Consider the following 13,220-nt stretch of genomic DNA (forward strand, 5'->3'; position numbering starts at 1 on the left):
GGCGCGAACACCTCCCCGGCAAACTCCTCCAACCGGCCCCTGCACGAAACGAGTTCATCCACCCTCATACCAGCAGGAAACCACCAGAGCGACTACTTGCCCAGAGACGTAACAAAGCCCTACTAGGTCCTGTCGTCAAACTGCCGTCGTCGCCCGAAGGGCGGCCGCGCGGCGTCTGGTGCGTGCGATCGCAAGGCGCCGGAATGGTCTTGGATGGGGCCTCCCCCGCTCGAACGCAGTTGAGAGCTTGGGGAAGGAGCTACCAGGGCATTTCGGTAACGCAGCGAGCGTGCGTGCCAGGCGTCGCGCGGCAGACGGCAGTTTGACGACAGGACCTAGGGAGCGGATTCCCCGCGGATGACGGCCAACACCCCGTCGAGCTCGTCGGGTTTCACCAGGACGTCCCGGGCCTTGGATCCCTCGCTGGGTCCGACGATGGAGCGGGACTCCATCAGGTCCATCAGCCGGCCCGCCTTGGCGAAGCCGACCCGCAGCTTGCGCTGGAGCATCGAGGTCGATCCGAACTGGGTGGAGACGACCAGTTCGGCGGCCTGGCAGAGCAGGTCGAGGTCGTCGCCGATGTCCTCGTCGATCTCCTTCTTCTGCTTCGTCCCCACGACGACGTCGTCCCGGAAGACCGGGGCCATCTGGTCCTTGCAGTGCTGGACGACGGCGGCGACCTCGTCCTCGGTGACGAAGGCGCCCTGCATACGGGTGGGTTTGTTGGCGCCCATCGGGAGGAAGAGCCCGTCGCCCTTGCCGATGAGCTTCTCGGCGCCGGGCTGGTCGAGGATGACGCGGCTGTCGGCGAGCGAGGAGGTGGCGAAGGCGAGCCGGGAGGGCACGTTCGCCTTGATCAGCCCGGTCACGACGTCGACCGAGGGCCGCTGGGTGGCGAGCACGAGGTGGATGCCGGCCGCGCGGGCGAGCTGGGTGATGCGGACGATCGAGTCCTCGACGTCGCGCGGGGCGACCATCATGAGGTCGGCGAGCTCGTCGACGATCACCAGCAGATACGGGTACGGGGACAGCTCGCGCTCGCTCCCCTCGGGGAGCTTCACCTTGCCCTCGCGTACCGCCTTGTTGAAGTCGTCGATGTGCCGGTAGCCGAAGGCGGCGAGGTCGTCGTAGCGCAGATCCATCTCGCGCACGACCCACTGCAGGGCCTCGGCGGCCTTCTTGGGGTTGGTGATGATCGGGGTGATCAGGTGCGGGATGCCCTCGTACGCGGTCAGCTCGACGCGCTTGGGGTCGACGAGGACCATCCGTACGTCCTCGGGGGTGGCCCGGACCATGATCGAGGTGATCAGGCAGTTGATGCAGGACGACTTACCGGAGCCGGTGGCGCCGGCCACGAGCATGTGGGGCATCTTCGCCAGGCTGTGCATGACGTAGCCACCCTCGACGTCCTTGCCGAAGGCCACCATCATCGGGTCGTCGTCCTCGGCCAGGCGCAGCACGTCGCCGAGGTTGACCATCTCCCGGTCGCTGTTGGGGATCTCGATGCCGACCGCCGACTTGCCCGGGATCGGCGAGATGATCCGTACGTCCGGACTGGCCACCGCGTAGGCGATGTTCTTGGTCAGGGCGGTGATCTTCTCGACCTTCACCGCGGGGCCGAGCTCCACCTCGTACCTGGTGACGGTGGGCCCCCGGGTGAAGCCGGTGACGGCGGCGTCCACCTTGAACTCGGTGAAGACGGTGGTGAGCGATTCGACCACGCGGTCGTTGGCGGCGCTGCGGGTCTTGCCGGGGCCGCCGCGCTCCAGCAGGTCGAGCGAGGGCAGGGAGTACGTGATGTCGCCGGAGAGCTGGAGCTGTTCGGCGCGGGCGGGCAGCCCCGGCGAGGACTCGGGGGCGGGCTTGGTCAGGTCGGGCACCCCGCCCGACCGCTCCTCGCCGCCCTCGGGCGCGGGGGCGGACTTCCGGACTCCGGGCTTCGGGCGCTCCTCCCCCTCGGCCTCCCGGGCCCCGGGCACGGGCGTCCCGGTGCGCTCCCGGTCCACGGAGACGCCCTGGGTCAAGTCGGCGACGACAGGCGAGGGCGGCATGCCGTTGAGCACGGCCCCGTCGAGCGCGGCAGCGGCGGCGGCCGCGACGTCCACCGCGTCCAGCGGCCGGTTCATCGCGGGCTGCGCGGAGGGCCTGCGGGTCCGGCGGCGCTTGGTGAGCGCCTCCTCCTCGGCCTGGTCGTGGTCGTGGACCGGGTCGGCGTCCGTGCGCCGTGCACCGCGCCGACGGGTCCGCTCGGGCAGCGCCTCGCGCCACTGTTCGTCGTAGCGCTCTTCGTCGTCCTCGTACCCGTCGATCTCCTCGGGGGCGGGTTCGACGATGCCGAGGCGGACGCCGAGCTGACGCAGCCGCCGCGGAATGGCGTTGACCGGGGTGGCGGTGACGACGAGCAGCCCGAACACGGTCAACAGCACCAGCAGCGGTACGGCGAGCACCTCGCCCATCATGAAGATCAGCGGCTTGGACGTGGCCCAGCCGACCAGCCCGCCCGCGTCCTGCATGGCCTCGGTGCCCGCGTCCCGGCCCGGCGAACCGCAGGCGATGTGTACCTGGCCGAGAACTCCGATGACCAGGGCGGACAGCCCGATGACGATACGGCCGTTGGCCTCGGGCCGCTCCGGGTACAGGATGAGCCGCACCGCCATCGCGCCCAGCAGTATCGGCGCGAGCAGGTCGAGCCGGCCGAAGGCGCCGGTCACCAGCATCTCGACCAGCTCGCCGACCGGCCCCTGGAGATTGGACCAGGTGCCCGCGGCGACGATCAGCGCCAGGCCGAGCAGCAGCAGTGCGAGCCCGTCCTTGCGGTGGGCGGGGTCAAGTCCCTTGGCGCCACGCCCTATCGATCGGAACACCGCACCGACGCCGTGTGCCGTACCGAGCCAGAGAGCGCGCACCAGCCGGTACACGCCCCCGGTGGGTGACGGCGCGGGCTTGGGCGCGGGCTTCTTGGCCGCCGCCTTCTTCGCGGGAGCCTTCTTGGCGGGGGCAGCCGACTTCTTCGGCGCGGTCTTCTTGGCGGGCGCGGCTTTCTTCGCCGGGCCTGAAGTACGGCCGACGCGCTTCGCGGTGCCCGCCGTGCCCTGGGAACCCTTGCCGGACGTACGTGAGGCCATGGTGCCGAGGTTACCGCTGTCGTCGCCCGTGAACACGTTCGCCTAGGGGGTGTCTTGCCGATCAGGCCGGATCAGGGAGCGGGGTCTGGTGCCGTGCATCGCAAGGCGGAGGAGGGAGTCATGGCGGAGCCATGCCGACCGACGACAACGCCGCGAGGTGCGGTGCCAGGGCACGCGAGCCCGGCATGATCGGCAAGACACCCCCTACGGTTCACCCGTCCGTGTCGCCGCGGGGCGGCAAGGAACTGACGCCGCTTCACAGCGAGAGGCCGGGGATGTCAGCCCTGTGCGGGCAGGACGCCCGCGCCCCCGCCGGTGCCCGGCTCCAGCGCGTCGAGCGCGCGGCGCAGACCGGTCAGCTTGCGCTCCAGGTGAGCCGCGGTGGCGACCGCCGCGGCGTCCGCGGATTCGTCGTCGAGCTGCTTGGAGAGCGCTTCCGCCTGCTCCTCGACCGCCGCGAGCCGTGCGGAGAGCTCGGCCAGCAGACCGGCCGGCTCCTTCTCGTGCTCGCCGCCCGCGTGGCCGTCGCCCTCCAACTGGAGCCGCAACAGAGCCGCCTGCTCACGGAGCTTGCAGTTCTTCATGTACAGCTCGACGAAGACGGAGACCTTGGCCCGCAGCACCCAGGGGTCGAACGGCTTGGAGATGTAGTCCACCGCACCGGCCGCGTACCCGCGGAAGGTGTGGTGCGGACCGTGGTTGATCGCGGTGAGGAAGATGATCGGGATGTCCCGGGTCCGCTCCCGCCGCTTGATGTGGGCGGCGGTCTCGAAACCGTCCATGCCCGGCATCTGCACGTCCAGCAGAATGACCGCGAAATCGTCCGTGAGCAGCGCTTTGAGCGCCTCCTCCCCTGACGATGCCCGCACCAGTGTCTGATCGAGCGCAGAGAGGATGGCCTCCAGCGCCAGCAGATTCTCCGGCCGGTCATCGACCAGGAGGATCTTGGCCTTCTGCACCATGGCCCGCCCTCCTCGCCCCGGAAATGCACCGGGTGCCGCCCCAGGGGACGACTCCCTTGCGCCGTCCGTCCTTGTGCCGGTCATGGTAGCCGCACCCCGCCCGTCACCACACCCTGTCACCGCGATGTCACTGTGCACATACCGCAAACGCGGTGGGAGACCAGAAGGTTCCCCGAATACAGCGCGTTCACACCCGTTCGAGCACAGTCGGTCAACAATTCACGTCAATTCATTCAATCTTCGATCACTCTCCGTGCATCCACTGCTCCATCACCGCAAGCAGATGATCAGGATCGACCGGCTTCGTCACATAGTCGGAAGCTCCGCAGTCGATGGCCTTCTCCCGGTCGCCCTTCATCGCCTTCGCGGTGAGCGCGACGATCGGCAGCCCGGCGAACTGCGGCATCCGCCGGATCGCGGTCGTCGTCGCATACCCGTCCATCTCGGGCATCATGATGTCCATCAGCACGACCGTCACATCGTCGTGCTGTTCCAGGACTTCGATGCCCTCACGACCGTTCTCCGCGTACAGCACGGAGAGTCCGTGCTGCTCCAGCACACTGGTGAGCGCGAAGACGTTACGGATGTCGTCGTCGACGATGAGCACCTTCTCGCCCCGGAAGCGGAATGTCCGCCGGGGCGCCGGTTCGGCCGCCGCGCCCTGCTCCTGACCCTGGCTCTCGCCCTGGCTCCCCTGCACCCACTCCTCCTGCTGCGGGGCGCTCTCGGACGTCGTGCGGCCGGCCGGCAGCGCGGGCTTGCGGGCCGAGTCCCCCAAGGCCTTGCGCCGCCTGCGGAACACTCCGGCGGAGTTGGCCGGGTCGCCGTACGGGGCCGACTGGCCCTGCGGCGACTGCGCCTGCCCCATCTCGCCGGCGCCACCCAGCACCTCGGCGGAACCGGAACCGACCGCGGGGTAGCCCTGGGGCGGCAGTTCGGCGCGGTGCAGCGGCAGGTACAGGGTGAAGGTCGAGCCCCGTCCCGGCTCGCTCGCCGCATGGATCTCGCCGCCGAGCAGCCGGGCGATCTCCCGGCTGATGGAGAGACCGAGACCGGTGCCGCCGTACTTCCGGCTCGTCGTTCCGTCCGCCTGCTTGAACGCCTCGAAGATCACCAGCATCTTGCTGGACGCGATCCCGATCCCGGTGTCGGTCACCGAGAACGCGATCAGGTCGGCGTCCGCGTCCCGCAGCGAACCCGCCTCCAGCAGATGCTCCCGGATCGCGTTCGGCACATCCGCGCCGGCCGGCCGGATCACCAGCTCCACCGCACCGCTGTCGGTGAACTTCACCGCGTTGGAGAGCAGGTTGCGCAGCACCTGGAGCAGCCGCTGCTCGTCGGTGTGCAGGGTGGCCGGAAGCTCCGGCGAGACCCGTACGGAGAAGTCGAGACCCTTCTCCGCGGTGAGCGGGCGGAAGGTCGCCTCCACGTAGTCGACCAGCTGGACCAGGGCGATCCGGGTCGGGCTGACGTCCATCTTGCCCGCCTCGACCTTGGACAGGTCCAGGATGTCGTTGATCAGCTGGAGCAGGTCGGAACCGGCCCCGTGGATCGTCTCGGCGAACTCCACCTGCTTCGGCGAGAGATTGCCCTCGGCGTTGTCCGCCAGCAACTTGGCCAGAATCAGCAGCGAGTTGAGCGGGGTGCGCAGCTCGTGCGACATGTTCGCCAGGAACTCGGACTTGTAGCGCATCGAGACCGCGAGCTGCTCGGCGCGCTCCTCCAGTACCTGGCGCGCCTCCTCGATCTCGGTGTTCTTCACCTCGATGTCGCGGTTCTGCTGGGCCAGCAGCTCGGCCTTCTCCTCCAGTTCTGCGTTGGACGCCTGGAGGGCCTTCTGCCGGTTCTCCAACTCCTGCGAGCGGTCCCGCAGTTGCTCGGTCAACTCCTGCGACTGCTCAAGGAGCTTCTCGGTCTTGGTGTTGACGCTGATCGTGTTGACGCTCGTCGCGATCATCTCGGCGAGCTGGTTGAGGAAGTCCCGCTGGATGTGCGTGAACGGCTGGAAGGAGGCCAGCTCGATCACCCCGAGGACCTTGCCCTCGAAAAGCACCGGCAGCACGATCACATGCGCGGGCGGCGCCTCACCGAGTCCGGAGGAGATCTTCAGGTACCCCGGCGGAACGTTGTCCACCTGGATCGTCCGCTTCTCCTCGGCCGCCGTCCCGATGAGCGTCTCACCGGGCCGGAACGAGGTCGGCATCGAGCCCGCCGAGTAGCCGTAACTCCCCCGCATCCGCAGCTCGTACGAGCCGTCCTCGCCGTTGTCCGGACCGACCTCGTCCGAGTCGCCCGGGGACATGGCCAGGAAGAACGCGCCGTGCTGCGCCGAGACCACCGGCGTCAGCTCGCTCATGATCAGCGAGGCCACGTCGTCCAGATCGCGACGGCCCTGCATCAGACCGGAGATCCGGGCGAGGTTGCCCTTCAGCCAGTCCTGCTCCTTGTTGGCGAGCGTGGTGTCGCGCAGGTTCGCGATCATCGTGTTGATGTTGTCCTGGAGGACCTGGATCTCCCCGGCCGCGTCCACGTCGATCTTGAGGTTCAGATCGCCGCGGGTCACCGCGGTGGCGACGGCCGCGATGGCGCGCACCTGCCGGGTCAGGTTCCCGGCCATCTCGTTCACCGACTCGGTGAGGTCGCGCCAGGTGCCGTCCACGTCCCGCACCCGCGCCTGGCCGCCCAGCTGCCCCTCGGTGCCCACCTCGCGGGCGACCCGGGTCACCTGCTCGGCGAACGAGGACAGCTGGTCGACCATCGTGTTGATGGTGTTCTTCAGCTCCTGGATCTCACCGCGGGCGTCGATGTCGATCTTCTTGGTCAGGTCGCCCTTGGCGATGGCGGTGGTGACCGTGGCAATCTGCCGCACCTGGCCGGTGAGGTTGGAGGCCATCGAGTTCACGGACTCGGTGAGGTCCTTCCACGTACCGGCGACTCCCGGCACCCGGGCCTGGCCGCCCAGTTCGCCCTCCGTACCCACCTCGCGGGCCACTCGCGTGACCTCGTCGGCGAACGAGGACAGCGTCGTCACCATCGTGTTGACCGTGTCGGCCAGCTCTGCGACCTCGCCGCGCGCCTCCACGGTGACCTTCTTCGTCAGATCGCCGTTGGCGACCGCGGAGGAGACCCGGGAGATGTTCCGCACCTGGCTGGTCAGGTTGTTGGCCATCAGGTTGACGTTCTCGCTGAGGTCCTTCCAGATGCCGGTCGCCCCGCGCACCCGCGCCTGACCGCCGAGGATCCCCTCGGTACCCACCTCACGGGCCACCCGGGACACCTCGTCGGCGAAGTTCAGCAGCTGGTCGACCATCGTGTTGACGGTCGTGACCAGTTCGAGGATCTCGCCCTTGGCGTCGACGGTGATCTTCTTGGAGAGATCGCCCTTGGCGACCGCGGTGGTGACCTCGGCGATGTTGCGGACCTGGAGGGTCAGGTTGTTCGCCATGCCGTTGACGGACTGGGTGAGGTCCTTCCACGTACCGGACACACCCTGCACCTCGGCCTGACCGCCGAGGATGCCCTCCGTACCCACCTCGCGGGCGACCCGCGTCACCTGCTCCGCGAAGTTGGACAGCTGGTCCACCATCGTGTTGAGGGTGTTCTTCAGCTCCAGGATCTCGCCCCGGGCGTCCACGTCGATCTTCTGCGACAGGTCACCGCGCGCCACCGCCGTGGCGACCTGCGCGATGTTACGGACCTGAGCGGTGAGGTTCCCCGCCATGCCGTTCACCGAATCGGTCAGATCACGCCACACTCCGGCCACGCCGGGCACCTGCGCCTGGCCGCCGAGCCGACCGTCCGTACCCACTTCACGGGCCACCCTGGTGACCTGGTCGGCGAAGGCGGAGAGCTGGTCGACCATGGTGTTGATGGTGTTCTTCAGCTCCAGGATCTCGCCCCGGGCGTCCACGTCGATCTTCTGCGACAGGTCGCCCCGCGCCACCGCCGTCGTCACCTGAGCGATCTGCCTCACCTGGGAGGTGAGGTTCCCGGCCATGAAGTTGACGGAGTCCGTCAGCTCCTTCCACGTACCCGAGACGCCGTCCACGCGCGCCTGACCGCCGAGGCGGCCCTCGGTGCCCACGTCCCGGGCCATCCGCGTCACCTGGTCGGCGAAGCTGGAGAGCTGGGCCACCATCGTGTTGACGGTGTTCTTCAGCTCCAGCATCTCGCCGGCCACGTCCACGGTGACCTTCTGCGACAGGTCACCGTTGGCGACCGCCGTGGTGACCTGCGCGATGTCCCGGACCTGGCCGGTCAGGTTACGGAACGCGGTGTTCACCGAGTCGGTGAGGTCCTTCCACGTCCCCGCCGCCCCCGGCACCTCGGCCTGCCCGCCGAGCCGGCCCTCGACGCCGACCTCCCGGGCCACCCGGGTCACCTCGGAACCGAACGACTGGAGCTGGTCCACCATCGTGTTGACGGTGTTCTTCAGCTCCAGCATCTCGCCGGCCACGTCGACCGTGACCTTCTGCGACATGTCACCGCTGGCCACCGCCGTGGTGACCTGCGCGATGTCGCGCACCTGCGTCGTCAGATTCCGGAAGACCGTGTTCACCGAGTCGGTGAGGTCCTTCCACGTCCCGGCGGCACCGGGCACCTGCGCCTGACCGCCGAGGAGCCCCTCGCCACCGACCTCGCTCGCCACGCGGGTCACTTCGTCGGCGAAGGTCCGCAGCGTCTCGGTCATCTGGTTGATCGTCTCGGCGAGCTGCGCGACCTCGCCGCGCGCGCTCACCGTGACCTTCTGCGTCAGGTCACCGCTGGCGACCGCCGTCGTCACCTCTGCGATCCCCCGCACCTGGGAGGTGAGGTTGCCCGCCATCGTGTTGACGGAGTCGGTGAGGTCCTTCCACACCCCGGCCACACCCGGCACGGTCGCCTGACCGCCCAGCTCGCCCTCCGTACCGACCTCACGGGCGACGCGCGTCACCTCGGAGGAGAACGAGGACAGCTGGTCGACCATCGTGTTGACGGTGTTCTTCAGCTGGAGCATCTCACCGGCCACATGGACGGTGACCTTCCGCGACAGGTCGCCCTTGGCGACCGCCGTCGTCACCAGCTCGATGTCCCGCACCTGGGCCGTCAGCCGGTACGCCATGGTGTTCACGGAGTCCGTGAGGTCCTTCCAGGACCCGGACATCCCCCGCACCTGCGCCTGGCCCCCGAGCTTGCCCTCGGTGCCCACCTCGACGGCGACCCGGGTCACCTGCTCGGTGAAGACCGACAGCTGGTCGACCAGGTTGTTGACCGTACGGGCGACCTTCAGGAACTCGCCGCGCAGCGGCCGTACCGTCTCGTCCTGCGTGTGCGAACGCAGCTCCATCCGCTGTTCCAGATCACCGTCGGCGACCGCCGACAGGACCCGGCCCACCTCGGAGACCGGTCGCGCGAGATCGTCGACGAGCTCGTTGGAGGCGTCGATCGCGGCGGCCCAGGAACCCTCGCAGGCGCCCGTCTCCAGCCGCTCCGTGAGCTTGCCCTCGCGCCCGACCACCCGCCGTACGCGCGCCAGCTCACCGGTGAGATGGAGATTCCGGTCGGCGACCTCGTTGAAGACCGCCGCGATCTCCGTCATCACGCCGTCGCCCGAGACGGTGAGCCGCCTGCGGAAATTGCCGTCGCGCATCGCCACGAGGCCCGCGAGAACTCTGTTCAGAGCCGCCGCGTCCACTTCGACGGTGCCATTGCGCTGCTTTTTCACGGACTGTCCGCCTTTTGTACGCGCCTTCGAACCCTGCGCCGCCACGCCAGACTCCACCGTGTCCCTCCCGCAGGGGTTGACCGTTTCACTCGGGCCTATCCGGAAGCTTGCCCAGTTCCACTTTGGCTCACCGCCACAGCACACCGTCAACGGGCGACCGGGCGGACGTCAAATCGTTGCAACGTACCAGGCCGGAACAGGTCCGCGGGGAACCTGTACCGGTTACCCCCCATCCCTTGCACCGGGAGTCCATACTTGTGCGCCCGCGCACCACCACCGGGGCGACTTGTCCCGAACTCGGCCCTCGTGTACCCGGCACCCATGAGATACGTCTAGCCTGGCAAGCGAATCGAAGCGGCGATAAACGGGCACAGGACTCGGGGAAGCGACGAGACACCAATATGGGGAGTGCTGTGATCACCGCGCGCGCGGCCGCCACCTTCGAACCGGTCGGGCGCTCGGTCGCGACCGCCCGCGCCTTCGTCCGGGACACGCTCCAGGGGTGGGGCTACAACGATGTCGTGGACGACGCCGTCGTCCTCACCAGTGAGCTCGTGACCAACGCCGTCATCCACGCGGGGACGGCGGCCGACGTCCTGTGCCTGCGCACCGAGGACGGCGTCCGCGTCGAGGTCTCCGACCACTATCCGGAACGCGAGGTCCCGCTCCAGAGCAGCGGCCTCGACTTCGGCAGCCCGGACCGCGAGAACGGCCGCGGTCTGCTGCTCTGCGCCGCCCTGGCCTCCCGCTGGGGCGTCGAGTACTCCCCCACCCGCAAGCACGTCTGGTTCCAGCTGGACCTGCCCGACCGGCCCGTGGGCATCCGATCCGCCGGCCCGGTCCTGCCCACATCTCTCCTCCCGGTCACCGACCAGCGGATCCGGGTCGCCGTCGTCCAGATCGACAGCGCCGGCGCGATCAGCGCGTGGAACGACGACGCCGCGTACGTCTTCGGGCACACCGCGGAGCAGGTGACGGGCAAGCAGTTCACCGACTTCGTGGCCTGGCCGCACACCCCGGGCACCAACACCGGCATCGCCGACGCCCTCCAGCTCTCCCGCTGGGAGGGCAGCTACGGCATCCGCGGCGCGGACGGCCGGACCATCGCCGTCTACGCCTCGCACCTGCGGGTCCGCGACACCGACGGCGACCCGTCCACGGTCTGCCTCCTCGTCCGCGACGACGAACGCGCCGTCCTCCAGACCCCGGTTCGCGCCCCGGTCTCCGACGCCTCGTCCGACAGCCGCACCACGGACCCGTTCGAGGTCTTCATCGGCTCCCCCGCCCCCGACGACCTCGACGGTCTCCTCCAGCGGACGGTAGAGCGGGCCCGCGACATGCTGGACGCCGACGCCGCGTTCCTGCTCCTGGCCACCGACGACGAGACGGAGCTGGAGGTCCGCGCGACGACGGGCCTCCCCTCGGCCCGACAGCGCTTCGCCCGGGTCCCCGTCGAAGCCGGAACAGGACGCTACGGCTCCGCCCGCATGCCGGCCGTCCACGAGGACCTGACCGCCGTCCCCGGCGCCGTTCCGCTCCTCACCGACACCGGGATGCGCTCGGTCGTCACGGTCCCGCTGAAGGTCGAGGGGCGGCTCACCGGCTCCCTCGGCGTCGCGGCGGAGGGCGCCGGCCGCTACTCGAACGAGGAGGCCCTGCGCCTCCAGTTCGCCGCCGACCGCATCGCACTGGCCGTGGAGTCCGCCCGCCTCGGCGAACTGGAGCGGCTGCGCCGCGGCTCCCTGTCCTTCCTCGTCGAGGCCTCCGACCTGCTGGCCGGAACGCTCGACCGGGACCAGACCCTGGCGCTCATGGCCCAGATGACGGTCCCGACCCTGGCCACCTGGTGCGCGGTCTACACGATCGCGGACCAGTCCTCCGAGCCGTACCTCTCGTACGTGCTCCACGAGGACGAGGACCTCATCGACGGCCTCAAGGCCCTGCTCTCGAAGATCGCCCCGCCGGATCCGGTCCCGACCCCGGGCGCCCGCGTCTGGGCCGCCCCTGCGGAGGCGGGCCACCGCGCGGCCCTGTCCACGTCGACCCGCAGCCTCGCCCACGACGCCCCGCTGAGCATGAGCACGGCCACCCGCACGACGCTCGCCACGGCCCAGGCCGTCGGCGGCGAGACGGTCGTCCTCCCACTGGTCGCCCGGAACCGCGTGATCGGCATGCTGACGCTCGGGAAGCCCTCGGACGACCACTTCCGCCAGGAGATCCTGGAACTGGCCGAGGACCTGTCCCGCCGGGCCGCCCTGGCCCTGGACAACGCCCGCCTGTACTCGGAGCGCATGGCGATCAGCCAGTCCCTCCAGCGCAGCCTGCTGCCCCCGGGCCTCCCCGACGTGCCGAACGTCGAGATCGAGGTGATCTACCGCGCCGCGGGCGAGGGCAACGAGGTCGGCGGCGACTTCTACGACGTCTTCCCGATCCGCGACGGCGCGTACGGCTTCGCCATCGGCGACGTCTGCGGTACGGGCCCCGAGGCGGCTGCCGTCACGGGTCTGGCGCGCCACGCTCTGCGCCTGCTGGCCCGCGAGGGCTTCGGCGGCCCGGCGGTCCTGGAGCGCCTCAACGCGGCGATCCTCGACGAGGGCGCCCGCAGCCGCTTCCTGACCCTGCTGTACGGCGAGCTGTGGCCCCAGGAGGACGGCAGCGCCCTCCTGAAGGTGGTCTGCGCCGGCCACCCGCTGCCGCTGCGCCTGCGCCAGGACGGCTCCGTGGAGTCCGCCGCGGAGCCGCAGCCCCTGCTGGGCGTGCTCGACGACCTCGACCTGTACGAGGAGGAGGTCGTCCTCAACCCCGGCGACGTCCTCCTGTGCGTCACGGACGGCGTCACCGAACGCCGCGAGGGAACCCGCATGCTGGGCGACGACGGCCTCGCGGACGTCCTGTCGACGTGTACGGGCCTGACGGCCGGAGCGGTCGCCTCACGCATCCTGCGGGCCGTGGAACGCTTCGCCGCCGAGCCGGCCTCGGACGACATGGCGATCCTGGCCATGCGCGTCCCGGAGCCTCCTCTCGTCTGACTCTCTCGTCCGACTCCCGCCCGCTTCGCTTCAACGCGAAAGGCCCCCGCCGTGAGGCGGGGGCCTTTCGTTGTTCGGAGCCCCAATGCGGAATCGAACCGCAGACCTTCTCCTTACCATGGAGACGCTCTACCGACTGAGCTATTGGGGCCTCGCTGCTCTGTGGCAACGAGGTAAACCATACACGGGATCAGGGGATACGCATAATCGCGATCGGCGGGGCGGGTGAGGCCCGCAGATACAGATCCGGGGCCGGGTTCGAGGCCGGGTCCGGAACGCAGAAAAGCCCCGTGCCACAAGGGCACGGGGCTTCCCGCAATGATTGTTCGGCGGCGTCCTACTCTCCCACAGGGTCCCCCCTGCAGTACCATCGGCGCTGAAAGGCTTAGCTTCCGGGTTC

At 69.4% G+C, this 13,220-nt stretch carries 4 protein-coding genes, 1 tRNA gene and 1 rRNA gene; 1 reads left to right on the plus strand and 5 read right to left on the minus strand.

Annotation, left to right across the window (positions count from 1 at the left end; translation table 11 throughout):
- Positions 1 to 335: 335 nt before the first annotated feature.
- The 3 genes from IE140_RS35550 to IE140_RS35560 form a co-directional block, all read right to left on the minus strand.
- The gene (locus tag IE140_RS35550) at positions 336 to 3,125 is read right to left on the minus strand and encodes a DNA translocase FtsK (RefSeq protein ID WP_189461076.1); all 2,790 of its coding nucleotides are present in this window, start codon (positions 3,123 to 3,125) and stop codon (positions 336 to 338) included.
- 278 nt (positions 3,126 to 3,403) lie between these two features.
- Positions 3,404 to 4,087, minus strand: coding sequence for a response regulator (locus tag IE140_RS35555; protein WP_006128007.1), 684 nt, complete (start codon positions 4,085 to 4,087; stop codon positions 3,404 to 3,406).
- Between the two features lie 244 nt (positions 4,088 to 4,331).
- Entirely contained in the window at positions 4,332 to 9,791 is a 5,460-nt protein-coding gene (locus IE140_RS35560) for a HAMP domain-containing protein (protein ID WP_189461078.1), read from the minus strand.
- A 401-nt stretch (positions 9,792 to 10,192) separates the two neighbouring features.
- On the opposite strand from IE140_RS35560, the gene IE140_RS35565 reads away from it, so the two are divergent.
- Complete coding sequence (locus IE140_RS35565) at positions 10,193 to 12,820, plus strand: SpoIIE family protein phosphatase (protein ID WP_109180317.1); 2,628 nt, start codon at positions 10,193 to 10,195, stop codon at positions 12,818 to 12,820.
- Positions 12,821 to 12,898: 78 nt separating this feature from the next.
- Here the strand turns inward: IE140_RS35565 and IE140_RS35570 are convergent.
- Positions 12,899 to 12,971 (minus strand) — tRNA-Thr (locus IE140_RS35570).
- A gap of 173 nt (positions 12,972 to 13,144) precedes the next feature.
- Positions 13,145 to 13,220, minus strand: a 5S ribosomal RNA gene (gene rrf / locus IE140_RS35575); the annotation flags it as partial.

Source organism: Streptomyces parvus, assembly GCF_014648875.1.
Taxonomy (GTDB): Bacteria; Actinomycetota; Actinomycetes; order Streptomycetales; family Streptomycetaceae; genus Streptomyces; species Streptomyces parvus.

Bases quoted from the DNA above. Each gene is read 5' to 3' on its own strand.
- IE140_RS35550 (WP_189461076.1), bottom strand. From the start codon at position 3,125: ATGGCCTCACGTACGTCCGGCAAGGGTTCCCAGGGCACGGCGGGCACC.
- IE140_RS35565 (WP_109180317.1), top strand. From the start codon at position 10,193: ATGGGGAGTGCTGTGATCACCGCGCGCGCGGCCGCCACCTTCGAACCG.
- IE140_RS35555 (WP_006128007.1), bottom strand. From the start codon at position 4,087: ATGGTGCAGAAGGCCAAGATCCTCCTGGTCGATGACCGGCCGGAGAAT.